The sequence below is a fragment of the Pseudomonas sp. 05N432 genome, assembly GCF_056396945.1.
Genome location: NZ_JBFTMM010000010.1, coordinates 178,966 through 198,449, shown reverse-complemented (window position 1 = coordinate 198,449; position 19,484 = coordinate 178,966). Strand labels below are relative to the sequence as shown.

Annotated in this window: 18 protein-coding genes and 4 tRNA genes; 19 read left to right on the top strand and 3 right to left on the bottom strand. The window is 59.2% G+C overall.

Going from position 1 to position 19,484, the window contains the following annotated elements:
* Nucleotides 1–326 precede the first annotated feature (326 nt).
* Both AC1DHT_RS13315 and AC1DHT_RS13310 read left to right on the top strand, forming a co-directional pair.
* Complete coding sequence (locus AC1DHT_RS13315; protein ID WP_054596623.1) at nt 327–1,337, top strand: aspartate-semialdehyde dehydrogenase; 1,011 nt, start codon at nt 327–329, stop codon at nt 1,335–1,337.
* Nucleotides 1,338–1,543: 206 nt separating this feature from the next.
* Nucleotides 1,544–4,162: a motility hub landmark protein FimV gene (locus AC1DHT_RS13310; protein WP_427546076.1), complete on the top strand. Its 2,619-nt coding sequence runs from the start codon at nt 1,544–1,546 to the stop codon at nt 4,160–4,162.
* Nucleotides 4,163–4,389: 227 nt separating this feature from the next.
* Here the strand turns inward: AC1DHT_RS13310 and AC1DHT_RS13305 are convergent, their stop codons facing one another.
* A complete protein-coding gene (locus AC1DHT_RS13305) occupies nt 4,390–5,049 on the bottom strand; it encodes a M24 family metallopeptidase (protein ID WP_427546074.1) in 660 nt (219 codons plus the stop codon).
* Nucleotides 5,050–5,261: 212 nt separating this feature from the next.
* Here AC1DHT_RS13305 and truA point away from each other — a divergent pair, with 212 nt between their 5' ends.
* The 12 genes from truA to AC1DHT_RS13245 all read left to right on the top strand — a co-directional run bounded on the left by truA (nt 5,262) and on the right by AC1DHT_RS13245 (nt 14,653).
* Nucleotides 5,262–6,086, top strand: a complete 825-nt coding sequence (truA, locus tag AC1DHT_RS13300; RefSeq protein ID WP_477761373.1) for a tRNA pseudouridine(38-40) synthase TruA — start codon at nt 5,262–5,264, stop codon at nt 6,084–6,086.
* Between the two features lie 63 nt (nt 6,087–6,149).
* Nucleotides 6,150–6,773 carry a phosphoribosylanthranilate isomerase gene (locus AC1DHT_RS13295; RefSeq protein ID WP_427546072.1) on the top strand — a complete coding sequence of 208 codons (624 nt, stop codon included), beginning with the start codon at nt 6,150–6,152 and terminating at the stop codon, nt 6,771–6,773.
* Between the two features lie 219 nt (nt 6,774–6,992).
* Complete coding sequence (accD, locus tag AC1DHT_RS13290; protein ID WP_123425734.1) at nt 6,993–7,913, top strand: acetyl-CoA carboxylase, carboxyltransferase subunit beta; 921 nt, start codon at nt 6,993–6,995, stop codon at nt 7,911–7,913.
* Nucleotides 7,910–9,217 (top strand): bifunctional tetrahydrofolate synthase/dihydrofolate synthase, encoded by a 1,308-nt coding sequence (gene folC / locus AC1DHT_RS13285; RefSeq protein ID WP_427546070.1) that lies wholly within the window; start codon nt 7,910–7,912, stop codon nt 9,215–9,217. The genes accD and folC overlap by 4 nt, the downstream gene beginning before the upstream one ends.
* A complete protein-coding gene (locus tag AC1DHT_RS13280; RefSeq protein ID WP_427531009.1) occupies nt 9,201–9,857 on the top strand; it encodes an SPOR domain-containing protein in 657 nt (218 codons plus the stop codon). Before folC ends, AC1DHT_RS13280 begins: the two co-directional genes overlap by 17 nt.
* Before the next feature lie 98 nt (nt 9,858–9,955).
* Complete coding sequence (locus AC1DHT_RS13275) at nt 9,956–10,516, top strand: CvpA family protein (protein ID WP_054596631.1); 561 nt, start codon at nt 9,956–9,958, stop codon at nt 10,514–10,516.
* A 41-nt stretch (nt 10,517–10,557) separates the two neighbouring features.
* Nucleotides 10,558–12,063 carry an amidophosphoribosyltransferase gene (gene purF, locus AC1DHT_RS13270; RefSeq protein WP_054596632.1) on the top strand — a complete coding sequence of 502 codons (1,506 nt, stop codon included), beginning with the start codon at nt 10,558–10,560 and terminating at the stop codon, nt 12,061–12,063.
* A gap of 66 nt (nt 12,064–12,129) precedes the next feature.
* Nucleotides 12,130–13,341 (top strand): O-succinylhomoserine sulfhydrylase, encoded by a 1,212-nt coding sequence (locus tag AC1DHT_RS13265; protein WP_477761371.1) that lies wholly within the window; start codon nt 12,130–12,132, stop codon nt 13,339–13,341.
* Nucleotides 13,338–14,114, top strand: a complete 777-nt coding sequence (locus AC1DHT_RS13260; RefSeq protein ID WP_427546066.1) for an SDR family oxidoreductase — start codon at nt 13,338–13,340, stop codon at nt 14,112–14,114. Before AC1DHT_RS13265 ends, AC1DHT_RS13260 begins: the two co-directional genes overlap by 4 nt.
* A 160-nt stretch (nt 14,115–14,274) precedes the next feature.
* Nucleotides 14,275–14,350 (top strand) — tRNA-Val (locus AC1DHT_RS13255).
* Between the two features lie 54 nt (nt 14,351–14,404).
* A tRNA-Asp gene (locus AC1DHT_RS13250) sits at nt 14,405–14,481 on the top strand.
* A gap of 95 nt (nt 14,482–14,576) precedes the next feature.
* A tRNA-Asp gene (locus AC1DHT_RS13245) sits at nt 14,577–14,653 on the top strand.
* A gap of 194 nt (nt 14,654–14,847) precedes the next feature.
* Here AC1DHT_RS13245 and AC1DHT_RS13240 read toward each other — a convergent pair.
* Nucleotides 14,848–16,131: an NAD(P)/FAD-dependent oxidoreductase gene (locus AC1DHT_RS13240; protein WP_427546064.1), complete on the bottom strand. Its 1,284-nt coding sequence runs from the start codon at nt 16,129–16,131 to the stop codon at nt 14,848–14,850.
* A 184-nt stretch (nt 16,132–16,315) separates the two neighbouring features.
* Between AC1DHT_RS13240 and AC1DHT_RS13235 the strand changes: the two genes are divergently transcribed.
* Together AC1DHT_RS13235 and AC1DHT_RS13230 are read left to right on the top strand one after the other, a co-directional pair.
* Nucleotides 16,316–16,392: transfer RNA gene (locus AC1DHT_RS13235), tRNA-Val, on the top strand.
* A 237-nt stretch (nt 16,393–16,629) separates the two neighbouring features.
* The gene (locus AC1DHT_RS13230) at nt 16,630–17,352 is read left to right on the top strand and encodes a metallophosphoesterase (RefSeq protein WP_427546062.1); all 723 of its coding nucleotides are present in this window, start codon (nt 16,630–16,632) and stop codon (nt 17,350–17,352) included.
* Between the two features lie 5 nt (nt 17,353–17,357).
* Here AC1DHT_RS13230 and AC1DHT_RS13225 read toward each other — a convergent pair whose 3' ends face one another.
* Nucleotides 17,358–17,549: a hypothetical protein gene (locus tag AC1DHT_RS13225; RefSeq protein ID WP_427546060.1), complete on the bottom strand. Its 192-nt coding sequence runs from the start codon at nt 17,547–17,549 to the stop codon at nt 17,358–17,360.
* 203 nt (nt 17,550–17,752) lie between these two features.
* Here AC1DHT_RS13225 and AC1DHT_RS13220 point away from each other — a divergent pair, with 203 nt between their 5' ends.
* From AC1DHT_RS13220 to AC1DHT_RS13210, 3 genes are all read left to right on the top strand, one after another.
* On the top strand, nt 17,753–18,301 hold the full coding sequence (locus AC1DHT_RS13220) for an NADPH-dependent FMN reductase (protein WP_427546058.1): 549 nt from the start codon (nt 17,753–17,755) through the stop codon (nt 18,299–18,301).
* Nucleotides 18,302–18,460: 159 nt separating this feature from the next.
* Nucleotides 18,461–18,661 carry a hypothetical protein gene (locus AC1DHT_RS13215; RefSeq protein ID WP_427531023.1) on the top strand — a complete coding sequence of 67 codons (201 nt, stop codon included), beginning with the start codon at nt 18,461–18,463 and terminating at the stop codon, nt 18,659–18,661.
* Between the two features lie 319 nt (nt 18,662–18,980).
* Nucleotides 18,981–19,436, top strand: a complete 456-nt coding sequence (locus AC1DHT_RS13210; protein WP_427546056.1) for a DUF2214 family protein — start codon at nt 18,981–18,983, stop codon at nt 19,434–19,436.
* The last annotated feature ends 48 nt before the right edge of the window (nt 19,437–19,484 follow it).

The window sequence follows — 19,484 nt, the reverse complement described above, 5'->3', positions numbered from 1 at the left end:
GACTCGGGCTGGTCTCAATACTGGATACGATAAACCGGCTTAATCGCATAACCTGAACCGCCGTATACGGAACCGTACGTACGGTGGTGTGAGAGGACGGCGGTTGTGAAGCCGCCTCCTACTCGATTGGATGGTCTGAGGTTAATCGGGTGCCTGACAGGCCGCTATCGCGAGCAGGCTCGCTCCCACATTGTGCGCGCGGTCAATGTGGGAGCGAGCCTGCTCGCGATGGCGTCGGCGCTGACACCGCAAATCCTCTGCAGAATTGCCTGCATGCCAGTCACCCGGTAAAGTGCCGCTCCCCCCGTTTCGCCTGAGGTAGATCCATGAGCCAGTCCTTTGATATCGCCGTCGTCGGCGCCACCGGTACTGTCGGCGAAACACTCGTCCAGATTCTTGAAGAGCGCGACTTCCCGGTGGCTAACCTGCACCTGCTGGCCAGCAGTGAATCGGCAGGGCATTCGGTGCCGTTTCGCGGCAAGAACGTACGGGTGCGGGAAGTCGACGAATTTGATTTCAGCAAGGTCCAGCTGGTGTTCTTCGCCGCCGGCCCAGCAGTCACCCTGAGCTTTGCGCCGCGTGCCACGGCCGCCGGTTGCGCGCTGATCGATTTGTCCGGCGCCTTGCCAGCCGAGCAAGCACCGCAGGTGGTGCCGGAAGCTAATAGCCAAGTGCTAGCCGGTTTGAAAAAGCCGTTTCAGGTGAGCAGCCCAAGTGCATCGGCCACCACCCTGGCCGTGGTGTTGGCACCATTGCGCGAATTGCTCGACCTGCAGCGAGTGACCGTCACTGCCAGCCTGGCCGTTTCCGCCCAAGGCCGCGAAGCAGTCAGCGAGCTGGCCCGGCAGACGGCAGAACTGCTGAATGTTCGTCCGCTGGAGCCGCGTTTCTTTGATCGGCAAATGGCCTTCAACCTGCTGGCACAAGTCGGCACGCCGGATGCCCAGGGCCATACGCTGCTGGAAAAACGCCTGGTTCGAGAGCTGCGCGAGGTCATGGCACAGCCTTTATTAAAGATTTCTGTCACTTGCATTCAAGCCCCGGTGTTTTTCGGCGATAGCTTTAGCGTGACCTTGCAGTCAGCCAAGGCTGTCGACCTGGCGGCGGTGAATGCTGCGCTTGAGGCGGCGCCGGGTGTCGAGCTGGTCGAGGCGGGCGATTACCCGACGCCGGTAGGTGATGCGGTAGGGCAGGATGTGGTCTACGTTGGTCGGGTTCGCAGTGGTATCGACGATCCGGCGGAACTTAACGTGTGGCTGACGTCAGATAACGTACGCAAAGGCGCTGCACTCAACGCGGTGCAGGTGGCTGAGTTGTTGATAAAAGACCTTGTGTAAAAGATACTTGGCAACAATTTGCAAATAGATTCTAGTCGTACAGGCCGCAAGGCCTGAATGCTGGAGGCGAGCCGCCATCAGGGGCTTCCAAGGGCATCAGTGAAATAAGCGCGCGCAGAGACTCTTCGAGGCTGCGCGCAATGCCTTACGGCAGCGGTATCAACACCTTCTCGCTTGCCGAGGAAAGTTCAACAAAGGATGAGGCTATGGTTCAAGTTCGCAAACTGGTGTTAGCAATAGCGGCCGCCTCGGCGCTGTCCTCCGGTATGGCGCATGCCCTCGGGCTTGGGGAATTGACCCTGAAGTCGACCCTGAACCAGCCCCTGGTAGCAGAAATCGAGTTGCTCGACGTCAAGGACCTCACCGCTGCCGAAGTGGTGCCGAGCCTGGCGTCGGCCGACGATTTCGCCAAGGCCGGGGTTGATCGTCAGGCGTTCCTCAATGACCTGACGTTCACGCCAGTGCTCAATGCCAGCGGTAAAAGCATCCTGCGGGTGACTTCAAGCAAGCCACTCTCCGAGCCGATGGTGAAATTCCTGGTTCAGGTGATGTGGCCAAGCGGCCGACTGCTGCGCGACTACAGCGTGCTGCTCGATCCGTCCAAATTCTCGCCGCAGACGGCTGACGCTGCCGCGCAACCCGCGCCGGCTCAAGCGCCAGCAGTCAACGCACCCGTGACTGGCGCGAGCAGGCCTGCGCAGCACGTCACGACACCGCGCGACACCTTGTGGGAAATCGCCGCGAAAGCGCGTAATGGCGGCTCGATCCAGCAAACCATGCTGGCGATTCAGGCGCTGAATCCGGACGCCTTTATCGATGGCAACATCAACCGATTGAAAACCGGTCAGGTCTTGCGCCTGCCGGACGCCACGCAAAGCACCAGCTTGCCGCAGCCTAAAGCCATTGCCGAAGTCGCCGCGCAGAACACGGCCTGGCGTCAGGGGCGTCGCTCGGTTCACCGGGTGCAGGCGCAACAGCTTGATGCCACCAAGCGCGGGCATGATGTGGTCGCGCCGCAGGGGACTGCCAAGGACCGCTTGAGTCTGGTCTCGGCCGAATCCGGCAAGAAAGGCGGCAAAGGTGCAGCGGGCGATAGCAAGGCCATCGGCAACAAGCTGGCAGTAGCCCAGGAAGGCCTCGATACGACTCGTCGTGACAATGCCGAGCTGAAAAGCCGCATAACTGACTTGCAGAGTCAGATGGACAAGCTCCAGCGCTTGATCGAGCTGAAAAATAATCAACTGGCCAAGATGCAAGCAGAAGGCGCAGGGGAAAATTCTGCTGCTCAACCTTCGGCGCCGATCTCGGCTGATCTGGTTGCCCAGCCAGCGACGGTGCCTGCAGCCGCGGTAGCCCCGGATGTAACGCCGGCCGCAGTGCCTGCCGAGGCGCCGGTTCAGGCGGCCCCGGCAGTGAGTGACGAGCAAAAGTACAACGAACTGCTGACCAATCCGATACTCCTGGGGCTGGTGGGTGGCGGTGCGGTGGTGGTGCTGTTGCTGCTGTTGTTGCTGGCGCGTCGGCGCAAGGCTCAACAGGAAGCCGAGAAGCACAAGCGCATGGCGAAGGCGCTGGCTGAAGAGTCGGACTTGACGCAAGACCTCGATCTGCCGGAAAGCAGCTTCGAAGGCCTCGAAGTGCCGGCGCCAGTCGTCAAGCTTGCAACGCCTCCAGCTCCTGCTCCTGCTCCAGTTGTGGCGCCGGTGGTCGTGACACCGCCGATTGCTGCGCCATTGGTCGCGCCGGCCGCCGAACGCTCGGACGATGTTCTGGCGCAAGCCCAGTCGCACATCAATGCCGGGCGTTTGAATCAGGCAGCCAGCCTGCTTGAAGACGGTATCAAGCAAGAGCCGCAACGCAGCGACCTTCGCTTGAAGCTGATGGAAGTCTACGGCCAGCAAGGCGATCGCAGTGCGTTCGTGGCGCAAGAGCGTCAGCTGGTTGCCAATGGCAAAAATCATGCTGACGTTGAACAGCTGAAAAGCCGCTTTCCGGCGATGGTTGCCGTGGCAGCTGTTGGCGGCATCGCCGCCGCAGCGGTTGCCGCCGAGCTGGATGCGCAGTACGTCAAGGACCTGCTGCACGAGGAGCCCAAGGCGCCGGAACCTGAAGCTGCACCGGCCGATGATGACTTCGATAGTGCTTTCGACCTGAGTCTGGATGATCTGGAAGCAGCATCGCCAGCGGTCGTTACGCCAGAGCCGGCGCTGGATCTGGACGCTTTTCCGCTCGATGACGAACTGAGCTTCGAATCTGTTCTGCAACAGCAGACCGAAGCCAAGGACAGCCTGGATGATCTGTCGGATTTCGACCTTGATCTGGGCGGCGACGTAGCGGATTCGACCCTGGCCGACGACGAGTTCCTGCTCAATCTCGACGACGATCTGAAAGACCTGCCAGCGGTAGAGTCGCCTGCAGTCACTGAAGCGGCGCTTGATGATCTGGAGTTGCCGGCCGATTTCGATCTGTCGCTGGCGGATGAGGCCGACGCTCACGCCAAGCCTGAGCCGGACGATTTCATGTCCGAGCTGGACGACGTCAATGCCGAGCTGGAGCGTTTGTCCGGTAGCCTGGAGCATCCGCCTATCGCCGAGCCAAGCTTCACCGCTGAAGATGCGGCGGCGGGGATGGAGATGGAAATGGGTGAGCCCGATTTCGATTTCCTCTCGGGCACTGACGAAGTCGCGACCAAGCTGGACCTGGCGCAGGCTTACATCGACATGGGTGACAACGACGGCGCGCGGGACATCCTCGGTGAAGTGCTCAGTGAGGGTAATGACGGTCAGAAGAGCGAAGCCAAGGACATGTTGGCGCGTATAGCCTGATTGACCGGTAGCGCATAACAAAAACGGCAGCCCATCAAGGCTGCCGTTTTTGTTTCGGGGGTTCAGGGATTGGTCACATAACCCGTGGCGAGGGAGCTTGCTCCCGCTCGATTGCGAAGCAGTCGTAAAGCCTTCTGGCGAGGAGTACCTGAAAGAACGCGATTGCAGATTTTGGGGTCGCTTCGCAACCCAGCGGGAGCAAGCTCCCTCGCCACAAGTGCACCACCTTAAGCCAGCAAATCCTCGTAAAACGCACCGAACGGTCGGGTAGGGTGGGCCAGCTGGATTTCGAGGATCCACAGTCCCACATTCGGGCAGGCGTCGAAATTGCCCAGATCCCCTGCGCGATAGATCGCGTGGGGGAAGTCGCTGACCCTGTGGCCCTTGATGTCCAGGTTCAATACCCAGCCCATCGCGGATGCTTGTTCTTCTGCGTAGCGATACAGTTCGGGGCCGGCGACCTGGTGGGTTCGCCAGTAGTCGTGGACCTGATCGAACAGAGTTTTCGCGGCCGCTGCACAGGCCTGCATTTCAGCGTCGTTGCCGGTGGTGAACGTGGCGCCACAATCACCTTCGTGGCGATCCCATACAACACCCAGGTCAATGAAGAAAATATCGTTTTCACCCAGCACCGGATCGCCGCTCGAAGGCTGCTTGAAGGTTTTCAGGGTGTTCTCGCCGAAGCGGATCTTGGTCGGATGCCAGATGCGGTCCATACCCAGCTCGGTCAGTACTTCAAGCCCCATCTGCAGGGCTTCGGACTCCAGCATGCCGGGCTTTGTCCGGCGAGCCATTTCTTCGATGGCCTCCCAGGTCTTGCGTTTGGCGTGGAGCATTCCCTCCAGGCTGTAGGCCAATCCAACGGCTTCCTTTTGTATGGCGCTCATGTGTCAGCTCTCGTCAGGCTTTTGGTTTTCATTATGTATTTATCTATATAGCGAAACTGCGACGGCGCATGCAAATGTCAAATCGCTTATCGGGGCGCGAACAAAAAACACCATGAACATGGCGTCCCGGCCCTGCGGCCTTATAATGCACGCCTTTGCGTAGATCAGCAGGCTGTCATTCCTTGGCAAATATAGATAACCCGGCCGCCGAAATGGCGGCCGACGGCTTTTTCCGGATCGCGTTGGGCGTTGAATACAAAGGCTCGCGCTATCGTGGCTGGCAGCGTCAGGCGTCCGGTGTGGCCACCGTGCAGGAAATCCTCGAAACGGCGCTGTCGAAGGTCGCGGACTCGCCGGTGTCCTTGCACTGCGCAGGTCGCACCGACGCCGGCGTGCATGCCTGTGGCCAAGTGGTGCATTTCGATACGCAAGTCGACCGCTCGTTGAAGGCCTGGGTCATGGGCGCCAACATCAACTTGCCCCACGACATCAGTGTCAGTTGGGCCAAGGTCATGCCGGCGCACTTTCATGCGCGTTTCAAGGCGATTGCCCGGCGTTATCGGTATGTGATCTACAACGATCAGATCCGCCCGGCGCACCTCAACGAAGAGGTCACCTGGAATCACCGGCCGCTGGATGTCCAGCGCATGGCCGACGCGGCGCAGCATCTGATCGGTACCCACGACTTCAGCGCTTTTCGCGCCGGACAGTGTCAGGCCAAGTCGCCGATCAAGGAAATCCATCACCTGCGCGTCACCCGGCACGGCAAGATGATCGTGCTGGATATCCGCGCCAGTGCGTTCCTGCATCACATGGTGCGCAATATCGCCGGCGTGCTGATGACCATCGGTGCCGGTGAGCGTCCCGTGGAGTGGGCCAAGGAAGTGCTGGAAAGCCGGGTTCGCCGTACCGGTGGTGTCACGGCCCATCCATTCGGGCTGTATCTGGTGCAGGTCGAGTACCGCGACGAGTTCGAATTGCCCGAGCGCTACATTGGCCCGCACTTCCTGACCGGCTTCTCGGAACTTGRCGGCTGACGCCCTCGAATGCATTTGCTACCATCCGGGACTTTCCCGGATTTGCCCTGAGGTTCAAACGACATGTCAGCCGTTCGCAGCAAAATTTGTGGGATTACCCGCATTGAAGATGCGTTGGCGGCGGTTGATGCCGGGGCGGACGCAATCGGTCTGGTGTTTTATGCCAAAAGCCCGCGGGCGGTAACGGTGCAGCAGGCCCGCGCGATCATCGCCGCGTTGCCGCCATTCGTGACCACGGTGGGCTTGTTCGTCAACGCCAGCCGCTGCGAACTCGGTGAGATTCTCGACGCGGTGCCGCTGGACCTGTTGCAGTTCCACGGCGACGAAACCCCGGCCGATTGCGAGGGTTACCATCGGCCGTACATCAAGGCATTGCGGGTCAAGGCGGGCGACGACATCGCTGCCAGTTGCAATCTTTACGCTAAAGCCAGCGGCATTTTGCTCGATACCTATGTCGAAGGTGTTCCCGGTGGAACTGGCGAGGCCTTTGACTGGTCACTGATACCGCAAGGTTTGAGCAAGCCGATCATCCTGGCAGGCGGGCTGTCGGCGGCCAATGTCGCCGAGGCCATTGCCCGGGTTCACCCGTACGCGGTGGATGTCAGCGGTGGGGTAGAGCAGAGCAAGGGCATCAAGGATCACGCGAAGATTCGCGCGTTTATACAGGCAGTGCGCACTAGCGTGTAGTCGATGTGACGGCTGGCAGTCTGCCGCCGTCCATTGCACTGTTACGAAACAGGTGTACTGCATAAGGCAGGCATGGCTGAGGGTTGTTGGGTTGTACGAAGGTCAGTCTTGCTGGCCCGGCTATCCACCGATCATCGCCGCACACATGAATTTAGCTCAAGGGCATACGCGGGGCTGCGAACCAGAGCGTTCGAGCCGCCGGTACTGGAGAAAGAAAGCATGAGCAACTGGTTAGTAGACAAACTGATCCCTTCGATCATGCGTTCCGAGGTGAAGAAAAGCTCGGTGCCTGAAGGCCTGTGGCACAAGTGCCCGTCCTGCGAGGCGGTGTTGTATCGTCCAGAGCTGGAAAAGACCCTGGATGTTTGCCCCAAGTGCAACCACCACATGCGCATCGGCGCACGTGCACGGATCGACATTTTCCTGGATGCCGAAGGCCGTGCCGAACTGGGCGCTGACCTGGAGCCGGTTGACCGTCTGAAATTCCGCGACGGCAAGAAGTACAAGGATCGCCTGACCGCTGCGCAGAAGCAGACCGGTGAAAAAGACGCACTGATCTCCATGAGCGGTACCCTGCTGGGCATGCCGGTGGTGGTATCGGCGTTCGAGTTCTCCTTCATGGGCGGTTCGATGGGTGCGATCGTCGGCGAGCGCTTCGTGCGTGCGGCCAACTACGCGCTGGAAAACCGTTGCCCGATGATCTGCTTCGCCGCTTCCGGCGGTGCGCGGATGCAGGAAGCGCTGATCTCGCTGATGCAAATGGCCAAGACCTCCGCGGTACTGGCGCGTCTGCGCGAAGAAGGCATTCCGTTCATCTCCGTGCTGACCGACCCGGTCTACGGCGGTGTTTCCGCCAGTCTGGCGATGCTCGGCGACGTGATCGTCGGCGAGCCGAAAGCCCTGATCGGCTTCGCCGGTCCGCGCGTTATCGAGCAGACCGTGCGTGAAAAACTGCCGGAAGGCTTCCAGCGCAGCGAATTCCTGCTGGAACACGGTGCAATCGACATGATCATTGCGCGTCAGGAACTGCGCCCGCGTCTGGGTAACCTGCTGGCACAACTGATGGGCCTGCCGACGCCTGAGTTCGTGGCTGCGCCAGTCGAGGCCGTCGTGGTTCCGCCGGTGCCTGCAAACCTATGACCGAACGTACCCTTGGCGACTGGCTCGCCTACCTTGAGCAGCTGCATCCGTCAGCCATCGACATGGGGCTTGCGCGCTCGCAAGAGGTAGCGTCCCGGATGGGATTGGGCAAGCCGGCGCCTCGGGTGATCACGGTCACCGGCACCAACGGCAAAGGATCTACCTGTGCGTTCGTGGCGTCATTGCTGCGGGCGCAAGGGCTCAAGGTCGGTGTCTACAATTCTCCACACCTGCTGCGTTACAACGAGCGGGTGCAGATCAATGGCGTCGAAGCCACTGATGCGCAGTTGTGCGAAGCCTTTGCGGCAATCGACGCAGGGCGCGGTGAAATTTCCCTGACGTACTTCGAAGTGGGCACTCTGGCGGCGTTCTGGCTGTTTCAGCGTGCAGGTCTGGATGCGGTGGTGCTGGAAGTCGGCCTCGGCGGACGCCTGGATACCGTCAATCTGGTGGATGCCGATGTCGCGCTGGTCACCAGCATTGGTGTTGACCACGCCGATTATCTTGGCAATACCCGCGAATCCGTTGCCTTCGAAAAGGCTGGCATTTTCCGTCAGGGCGCGCCTGCGCTCTGTGGTGACCTCAATCCGCCTCAACCCCTGCTGGATAAAGTGCGCGAGCTCGATTGCCCGTTCTTCCTGCGGGGTCGTGATTTTGATTTGGGCATTACCGAGCAGAACTGGCAGTGGCGGGGTGTCGATCTGCAAGGGCGTGCAATAGAGCTGCACGACTTGCCGTTGCTTGATCTGCCGATGGAAAACGCCGCGCTGGCGTTGCAGGCTTATGCGCTGCTGGGTTTGCCATGGCAGGCCGAGCAAATTGTCGCTGCATTGAAGGCGACGAAAGTGGTCGGGCGTCTGGATCGCCGCCAGTTCAATTGGCACGGCAAGCGCCTGAACCTGATGCTGGATGTGGGGCATAACCCGCATGCGGCCGAGTATCTGGCCCAGCGTTTGGCTCGCCGGCCAATAGCAGGTCGACGGTTGGCGGTATTTGGTTTGTTGGCTGACAAGGATCTCGATGGAGTTGTCAGCGAATTGAGTGGTAGTGTCCAGCATTGGGCTGTCGCCCCGCTCGATTCTGCGCGCGCACGTCCGGTTGCGGATTTGCAGTCTGCGTTGCAGAACCTCGGGGCGTCAGTAACATCCTATGCAAGTGTCGCCGATGCCCTGGAAGGGCAGTGCGCGCTGGCAACGGCGGAAGATGAAATTCTGCTGTTCGGATCATTTTATTGTGTTGCCGAGGCCCTCGAATGGTTGGCTCGGCGCTCCACGGAGGAAGCTGCACATGGCTTTGCTGGATAACGCGTACAAGCAGCGGATGGTTGGGGCTCTGGTTCTGGTGGCATTGGCGGTAATTTTCTTGCCAATGCTGTTTTCCCGGGAAGACGAGCAGCGCCAGGTGGTGGTTCATGCCCCGGCTGCACCTCAAGCCCCGGCAATGCCGCAGGTACAGGTCGAACCCGTGGTGGTGCCGGAGCCGCAAGCGTTGCCGCAGGAGCCGGTTCCAAGCGATGAAGAGATTACTGCCGAGCAAGCACCGTCCAAGCCGGTTGCCCCCAGCGCTCCCATCGCACCAGCTCCAGTTGTCGCCAAGCCGGTAACGCCACCGCCTGCACCCAAACCGGCAGCAGCACCGGCGCAACCGATCGCTGCGGCGCCGAGCAAGCCTGACACCAGTCAGAGTCGCGTCGACGCCAATGGCCTGTCGGTCAGTTGGTCGGTGCAGTTGGCCAGCCTGTCGAGCCGTGAAAGTGCCGAAAGCTTGCAGAAAACCCTGCGTAGCCAGGGTTACAACGCCTACATCCGTACCGCCGATGGCAAGAACCGGGTGTTTGTCGGGCCGTTGATCGAGCGTGCAGAGGCTGATCGCCTGCGTGACCTGCTGGGTCGGCAGCAGAACCTCAAGGGCTTTGTCGTTCGCTTTCAGCCTGAACGCGGCTAACGCTAACTGACTGATTTCAAATGCACTTGCAATCGCAGCTTACCGACAGCCATAGGCTCTGCTAAAATGCGCCGCCTTATCCGTCTGTAGGCTGCACTGTGCCATTTACCTGGGTTGACTGGGCGATCGTCGCGATCGTCGCCATCTCCGCTTTGATCAGTCTGAGCCGCGGCTTCGTCAAGGAAGCCTTATCGCTGCTGACCTGGATCATCGCAGGAGCCGTTGCCTGGATGTTTGGTGGCTCACTGTCCGAGTACCTCACCGGATACATCGAAACACCGTCGGCTCGCGTGATCGCGGGCTGTGCCATCATCTTTGTCGCTACCTTAATTGTGGGCGCAATGATCAATTACCTTATCAGCGAACTGGTTCGTGTCACCGGCCTGTCCGGGACCGATCGTTTTCTTGGCATGGCCTTCGGCGCGGCGCGTGGCGCGCTGCTGGTGGTCACCGCCGTCGGGCTCTTGAGTCTGGGCCCGGTACAGCAGGATAAGTGGTGGCAGGAGTCAAGGCTCGTGCCACAATTTCTATTGGTTGCAGACTGGTCCAAAAACCTCATATTAGGGTGGAGCAGTCAGTGGCTGGCCAGCGGTATCAGCGTACCCGCTGACATACCGTTCAAGGAGCACCTCTTGCCGACGGCCAAAACGCCGCAGTGAGATGTGTTCAGTTCAGTTTCATTAAGTAGGGGTTGCGTCGCATGTGTGGCATCGTCGGTATCGTCGGTAAGTCGAACGTCAATCAGGCGCTGTATGACGCGCTAACCGTCCTCCAGCACCGCGGCCAGGACGCTGCCGGTATCGTGACCAGCCATGATGGCCGGTTATTCCTGCGCAAGGACAACGGTCTGGTTCGTGACGTTTTTCATCAGCGTCACATGCAGCGCCTGGTCGGTCACATGGGCATTGGCCATGTGCGTTATCCGACTGCAGGCAGCTCGACTTCGGCCGAAGCTCAACCGTTTTACGTCAACTCGCCGTATGGCATCACCCTGGCGCACAACGGTAACCTGACCAACGTTGAACAGCTGGCCAAGGAGATTTACGAATCTGACCTGCGCCACGTCAACACCAACTCCGATTCGGAAGTGCTGCTTAACGTGTTCGCTCACGAACTGGCCCAGCGCGGCAAGTTGCAGCCAACCGAAGAAGACGTGTTTGCGGCCGTCACCGACGTGCACAACCGTTGCGTGGGTGGTTACGCGGTCGTGGCGATGGTGACCGGTTACGGCATCGTCGGTTTCCGTGACCCGCACGGTATCCGCCCGATCGTCTTCGGCCAGCGTCATACCGACGAAGGCGTCGAATACATGATCGCCTCCGAAAGCGTTTCCCTGGACGTGCTCGGTTTCACCCTGATTCGCGACCTCGCGCCGGGCGAAGCGGTCTACATCACTGAAGACGGCAAGCTGCACACCCGTCAGTGCGCGACCAATCCATCGCTGACTCCATGCATCTTCGAGCACGTCTACCTGGCGCGTCCGGATTCGATCATCGACGGCGTTTCGGTTTACAAGGCTCGCCTGCGCATGGGTGAGAAACTCGCCGAGAAGATTCTGCGCGAGCGTCCAGAGCACGACATCGACGTGGTCATTCCGATTCCGGATACCAGCCGCACTGCAGCGCTGGAGCTGGCGAACCACCTGGGCGTGAAGTTCCGCGAAGGCTTCGTGAAGAACCGCTACATCGGTCGGACCTTCATCATGCCGGGCCAGGCTGCACGGAAAAAATCCGTACGCCAGAAGCTCAACGCCATCGAACTGGAATTCCGCGGCAAGAACGTGATGCTGGTGGACGACTCGATCGTTCGCGGTACCACCTGCAAGCAGATCATCCAGATGGCGCGCGAAGCTGGCGCCAAAAACGTCTACTTCTGCTCGGCAGCGCCGGCTGTGCGTTACCCGAACGTGTACGGCATCGATATGCCGAGTGCCCACGAGCTGATCGCCCACAATCGTACGACTCAGGACGTGGCTGATCTGATCGGCGCTGACTGGCTCATCTATCAGGACCTGCCTGACTTGATCGAAGCGGTCGGCGGCGGCAAGATCAAGATCGAGAACTTCGATTGCGCGGTGTTCGACGGCAAGTACGTCACCGGCGACGTCGACGAGGCTTACCTGAACAAGATCGAGCAGGCACGTAACGATGCCTCCAAGGTCAAGACACAGGCAGTCAGTGCGATCATCGATCTGTACAACAACTGAGTTTCTACCGGCCCTGAGGGGCCGGTTTTGTATCTACCCATAAAGAACAAGGCAAGGAGTGACAGCATGAGTCAGGAGTGGGATGCCGGTCGGCTGGACAGCGACCTCGATGGCGTAGCGTTCGATACCCTGGCCGTACGCGCCGGTCAGCACCGTACGCCGGAAGGCGAACACGGTGATCCGATGTTCTTCACTTCAAGCTACGTGTTCCGTACCGCTGCCGATGCGGCGGCACGCTTCGCTGGCGAAGTGCCGGGCAACGTTTACTCGCGCTACACCAACCCGACCGTTCGCTCGTTCGAAGAGCGGATTGCCGCTCTTGAGGGTGCCGAGCAGGCCGTGGCAACGGCTACCGGCATGGCGGCGATCCTGGCGGTGGTGATGAGCCTGTGCAGTGCTGGCGATCATGTGCTGGTCTCGCGCAGCGTGTTCGGCTCGACCATCAGCCTGTTCGAAAAGTACTTCAAGCGTTTTGGCATCGAAGTCGATTACGTGCCCCTGGCTGAGCTTTCCGGCTGGGATGCGGCGATCAAGGCCAACACCAAGTTGCTGTTCGTCGAATCGCCGTCCAATCCGCTGGCCGAGCTGGTGGACATTGCTGCGTTGTCGAAAATCGCTCACGCCAAGGGCGCGATGCTGGTGGTCGACAACTGCTTCTGCACGCCAGCCTTGCAGCAGCCGCTGAAGCTCGGTGCAGACGTGGTCGTGCATTCGGCTACCAAGTTCATCGACGGCCAGGGCCGTTGCATGGGCGGCGTAGTGGCTGGTCGCAGTGAACAGATGAAAGAGATCGTCGGCTTCCTGCGTACCGCCGGGCCGACCTTGAGCCCGTTCAACGCCTGGATCTTCCTCAAGGGGCTGGAAACGTTGAGCCTGCGCATGAAGGCGCACTGCGCCAATGCCCAGCAACTGGCCGAGTGGCTGGAGCAGCAGGACGGCATCGAGAAAGTCCACTACGCCGGCCTCAAGAGCCATCCGCAGCATGAGTTGGCCCTGCGTCAGCAGAAGGGTTTTGGCGCCGTGGTGAGTTTTGAAGTCAAGGGTGGCAAAGACGGCGCCTGGCGCTTTATCGATGCCACGCGTTTGATTTCGATCACCGCCAACCTCGGTGACAGCAAGACCACCATTACTCATCCGAGCACCACCTCTCACGGTCGCCTGGCGCCGCAAGAGCGTGAAGCGGCGGGGATTCGCGACAGCTTGATCCGCATTGYGGTCGGCCTCGAAGACGTGGCTGACCTGCAAGCGGATCTGGCGCGCGGGCTGGCTGCCTTGTGATCGAGTTGTCCACGCCTGCAAGTGGCGCTAATGGGCGGGTTGCACTGGTCACCGGTGCTGCGCGTGGCATAGGTCTGGGGATTGCAGCCTGGCTGGTCAGCGAAGGCTGGCAGGTAGTGCTGACCGATCTGGACCGTGCGCGCGGCTCGAAAGTTGCCAAGGTGCTGGGTGACAACGCCTGCTTCATCGGCATGGACGTGGCCGATGAACAGCAGGTGGCTCATGGCGTCGCCGAGGTGCTTGGGCAATTCGGTCGCATCGACGCACTGGTGTGTAATGCGGCCGTCGCCGATCCGCACAACATCACGCTGGAAAGCCTCGATCTGGCGTACTGGAATCGGGTGTTGGCAGTGAATCTCAGTGGGCCGATGCTGCTGGCCAAGCACTGTGCGCCTTACTTGCGTGCTCACAGCGGCGCCATCGTCAATCTGGCCTCGACCCGGGCGGCGCAGTCGGAGCCGGATACCGAGGCTTACGCGGCGAGCAAGGGCGGTTTGCTGGCATTGACTCACGCCTTGGCCATCAGCCTGGGGCCAGAGATTCGGGTCAATGCGGTCAGCCCTGGCTGGATCGATACGCGTGATCCAGCGACGCGACGTGCCGAACCGCTGAGTGATGCAGATCATGCTCAGCATCCGGCGGGCAGGGTAGGGACCGTCGAGGATGTGGCGGCGATGGTGGCCTGGCTGCTGTCGAAGAATGCCGGGTTTGTCACGGGCCAGGAGTTTGTGGTCGACGGTGGCATGACCAAGAAAATGATTTATAGCGATTAACCGAGGTGCCGGGGCTGCGGTGGATGGGGCTTGAGGTTGAGGGTGTCGCTGATTGGCGCCCGGGAAGATGACATGATTTTGTCTTTTTCAGAAAAACTTCAAGCAGGCTATTGACTTAGCTTCGGTATCTGCGTAAATTTCGCGGCCTCAGAGAAGCAAAGGGTGATTAGCTCAGCTGGGAGAGCGTCTGCCTTACAAGCAGAATGTCGGCGGTTCGATCCCGTCATCACCCACCACTTCTTGAGTCTTGCGAAAGCAGGAAGGAAGCTGTAAAAAGCCTCCACCGACGCGCAGCGGTAGTTCAGTCGGTTAGAATACCGGCCTGTCACGCCGGGGGTCGCGGGTTCGAGTCCCGTCCGCTGCGCCATATTTTCCAGATCGGGTTTTCCCGGTTTGAGATTGAAAAGCTTGCAAGCTCTTCAGTCCGACAAAGGTTCACACAGACGCAAGTCTGAGCGATACGCAGCGGTAGTTCAGTCGGTTAGAATACCGGCCTGTCACGCCGGGGGTCGCGGGTTCGAGTCCCGTCCGCTGCGCCATATCTGCCTCAAGGCCCACTGAACGCCTTGAAGCACGAAGAGAGTCACTGGCTACTTCGAATCGATAGCAAAGACCCTGGTCGAAAGACCGGGGTTTTTTGTTTCCGGGATTTGGCTTTCGCTATTTCAGGGTGACGCTTGAGTTCATTTCAAAAAAAACCGCCAATTGGCGGTTTTTTTGTGAGCGCTATAAATCAGAAATCGAACTTGTCTCGCAGGCCGTAATACCAGGCGCCCAGTGCCGCAAACGGTGTACGCAACAACTGGCCGCCCGGGAAAGGGTAGTGTGGCAGGTCGGCAAAGGCGTCAAAACGCTCCGCTTGGCCACGCAAGGCTTCGGCCAGGACTTTGCCTGCCAGGTGCGTGTAAGTCACGCCATGGCCGCTACAGCCCTGGGAGTAATAGATGTTGTCGCCCAGGCGTCCGACCTGCGGCAAGCGCGACAAGGTCAGCAGGAAATTGCCAGTCCAGGCGTAATCGATCTTCACATCCTTGAGTTGCGGGAAGGCCTTGAGCATCTTCGGTCGAATGATCGCTTCGATGTTCGCCGGATCCCGGGCGCCGTACACCACGCCGCCACCGAAGATCAGGCGCTTGTCGCCAGAAAGGCGATAGTAGTCAAGCAAGTAGTTGCAGTCCTCGACGCAGTAGTCCTGTGGCAACAGGTTCTTCGCCAACTCATCGCCCAAGGGTTCGGTGGTGATCACCTGGGTGCCGCACGGCATTGATTTGGCAGCCAGCTCTGGAACCAGATTGCCCAGGTAGGCGTTGCCGGCGACGATGATGAATTTGGCCCTGACCTTGCCTTGAGGTGTATGCACCACCGGATTGGCGCCACGCTCGATGCGTACGGCTGGTGACTGCTCGTAAATGGTCCCACCCAGCGACTCGACGGCCGCGGCTTCACCCAGGGCCAGGTTGAGCGGGTGGATGTGGCCACCACTCATGTCGAGCATGCCGCCCACGTATTGGTCGCAGGCGACGACCTCGCGAATGCGGCGCTTGTCCAGGAGTTCCAGCTGAGTGTGGCCGTAGCGCTCCCACAGGCGCTTCTGCGATTCCAGATGACCCATTTGCTTGCTGGTGATAGCTGCAAACACGCCGCCGTCTTTCAGGTCGCACTGGATCTGGTATCTGGCCACGCGGTCGCGAATGATCTTGCCGCCTTCGAACGCCATCTGCCCGAGCATTTGCGCTTGCTTGGGGCCGACGCTGCGTTCGATCACATCGATATCGCGGCTGTAGCTGTTAACGATCTGGCCACCGTTGCGACCCGAGGCGCCGAAACCGACTTTGGCTGCCTCCAGGACGGTTACTCGAAACCCGCTCTCCAGCAGAAACAGTGCGCTGGACAGGCCGGTATAGCCCGCACCGATGATGCAGACATCGGTCTCTACGTCATCCTGCAGCAATGGGCGCGACGGGGCAGCGTTGGCCGACGCGGCGTAATAGGATTCGGGATAAGGGATGTTCGCCATCCTGTAGCCTCTGTTTAATATATTTTACGAGTGCGCCGATCCTACCTGAGTTGAAAATCGACTGCCAGCTACCCCGAAAATCTTCTTTGCCGGACCAAAATTAAATATTTTGCATATTCATAGGGTTAGGTGAAAAAAAGGTGTTGACACCCCTCCGGAATTCCGTAGAATGCCGCCTCACAGCAGGCACGTAGCTCAGTTGGTTAGAGCACCACCTTGACATGGTGGGGGTCGTTGGTTCGAGTCCAATCGCGCCTACCAAACAAAATCCGCTCTGCTGGGCGGTCTAGAAGGGCTCACCGAAAGGTGGGCCCTTTTTTGTTGCCTGCGATTTTTCAAAACTTTTGCAACCCCCCCCACTGCGATACACCATCAGGTCAGCATTTGCCTTCGCAAATGCCTGAGTTCGAAGCGCTCAAGGGGGGTAGCATAAGAGTCGCAAGTGAGGCGAATACACTGGATTGAAAAGAGCCTCAAGATGATACCGGGGGTGGCAGCATGACCCAGGTTCAGCGTTTCACAATCAACACCGCGGGCCGCGACTTTGCCGTGGGTGATATTCACGGCCATTTCACCAGGCTTCAGGCAGCACTTGATGCTGTCGACTTCAACCCCGCAACCGATCGTCTGTTCAGTGTTGGCGACATGGTCGACCGTGGCCCTGAATCTACCGAGGTTGATGTGTGGCTGGCCAAACCGTGGTTCTTTGCCGTGCAGGGCAATCATGAGCAAATGGCGGTCGATGGCCATCGGCTCAGCCATAAAGGCCAGGCCAGTTACCTGCACATAATCAACGGTGGTACCTGGCTGTACGGTCTGTCCAGCGCTGAGCAGACCTTCTATGTCGATCTGTTCGCCGAACTGCCCATTGTTATTGAAGTAATGACGCCCATGGGGCCGGTGGGAATCGTGCATGCCGATTGCCCGTTCGATGATTGGGCGCAAATGCTCGGCGCCCTTGAGCGGGAGCAAGGCTCGACGCGGTGTAGTGTTCAAACAATCTGCCAGTGGTCGCGTACGCGCATTACCACCGAAAACAACACGGGCGTCACTGGCATCAGGGCGGTGATCGTCGGCCACACGGTGGTCCTTCAGCCGACCGTGCTGGGCAACGTCTACCATATCGACACTGGCGGCTGGATGGGCGGCTATTTCACGCTGATTGATCTGGCTACTCTCAAGTGTGTGCCGACGGTCAATCCAGAAGTGCGCGGCCGGTGAGAGCGTTACGGGGTTGAGGAGGTTGTGTACTCCAGATACAGTCTTTCGAGAGCCTCTTGGTACTTGTCTCCTGTTAAAGACTTTTTCAGGGTTTCCACGACTTCGAGTGCTGAAGCTGCAGCCAGGGCTTCGTTATCTCCCCGGCTTGCAGCGCGCAGTCGTGCTGCTGCAATGATCGCATCTTCAGTCGTTTGCATGATGTTGCCCTCGAAGTGCATCGGTTTCACTGATGCTGGCAGCCCACCATTAATTTTACCCCCGAGATCTACCATGACAACCGGGCGGCCTGACCGCGAGGCAATCGAGTGCACCTGCCGATCGGGATTGCTCTCACGCTAAGATGGCTTTGGCCTGCGTATGCGACAATTCATCCGTCCACCAAGTCATGGAGCGTATACACATGGTGCAACTGCTTGCGATCTCAGGAAGTCTTCGCGCAGCCTCTTCAAACTCCGCGTTACTGCGTGCTGCCGAGAGGCTCAGTCCTGAAGGGATATCGATCAGGCACTACCTGGAGGTGGGTCAATTACCTCATTTCGATCCGGACCTGGCTGACGATCCTCCGCAGATCGTCGCAGAGTTGCGTGGGATTATTGCCGAGGCGGACGGCATTCTGATTTCGTGCCCTGAGTACGCTCGTGGAATTCCGGGGTCGTTCAAGAATGCACTGGATTGGCTCGTGGCCAGTCAGGACTTTCCCGGCAAGCCGGTAGCACTTTTCAACGCATCGCCGCGGGCGAGTCATGCTCAGGCGGCGCTAAGGCTGGTGCTGGAAACGATGTCCGCGGTTATTGTCGAGCCCGCCTCGATAACAGTCGACTTGCTGGCAAAAGGAATGGATGACGCAGACATCGCAGCGAGCCCGCAGATCAGTCAGCAAGTCGTTTCGGCCTTGGGCGCATTCAAAAATCAAATTGAGGGTGGTCTTTCTGGCACTGTTCCTGTCTGAGCCCGAATGTTTTTGGCCGATTGCCGATACTCGGAGTGACAGCCTGTCGGTATCGACCTGAGGTTGTTGGTACGGCGTACGCCGACTGCCAACTCAAGCGCGGCATGTGCGCAGTTCGGGCGTAAAATAGCTGGGCTACCTCATCAAAAGGAGCCGCATATGAACTCCGACCAAATGAACAGACGTACGGCTGGAGAAAGGGTCGTTTGGGATCAGTATTTTTGTGCTGCGCTGATAGCCGAAAGCAATCTCACGGCGCCGACGATAGGGGGGTCGAAGTCGAGTCACGATGAGTGGCAGAGTCTATTGGTCGAGAGGGCCAGGATTCTTGCTGACAAGATGATGGAACACCGGCAATAAACAGAGCCCAGCCACCGCGCTGGGCTCTTCACATGCGTTGGGTGACGACCATTGCGCAGGCGAAAAAAAACCCGCAGGTGGGCGGGCTTTTGATCGATAGGGGCGTTGGTCCTTCAACTTGTGCAAGTGTGCTCTGCGGCTTAAGCCCAATCAACTGAATGGCGACGAAACACCGGAATAAAACGGAGTTGCGTGCCAGTTTGATCGTGGCCAATTGAAGGCGAGGGCAAGATGCTTGTTTGTCTTGCCTGCGAAGCGAGGCGTTTTGGACTACTACTGTGAGGCCAATTATTTTTCGTCTTGAAAGGGGAGCAATTCGATGCTGGTTCACTGGTTTCTCGCCGCGGTCCATCTTTTGGCTTATGCCCTGGCGCTCTGGGGGGGTCTGACGCGTGGCATGGCTTTTCGTCGAGTAACCGCAGAGGGTGCGGGGGCTCGCAGTGTTTTGCTGGCAGATAACTTTTGGGGAGTCTCTGCATTGATTCTTCTGGTGACCGGCGGGATCCGTGCCTTTGGCGGGTACGAAAAGGGCGCGGACTATTACCTGCATCAACCGCTGTTCCATCTGAAAATGACTTTATTCGTCATCATCCTGCTGCTTGAGATTGCACCGATGGTGGCCTTGATCAAATGGCGGATCGCTTTGAGTCGAGGTGTGCCGGTTGATGTCGGGCGGGTCCGTCTCTTTGCGCGGATCAGTCATATCGAGGCGCTGTTGATTATCTTGATGGTCGTGGCCGCGACAGGCATGGCGCGAGGTGTGACGTTTGGATAGTCGGTTAGCGTTGCGCTATGACTTGGTGTGTCCAGGCCGGCTGTGAGG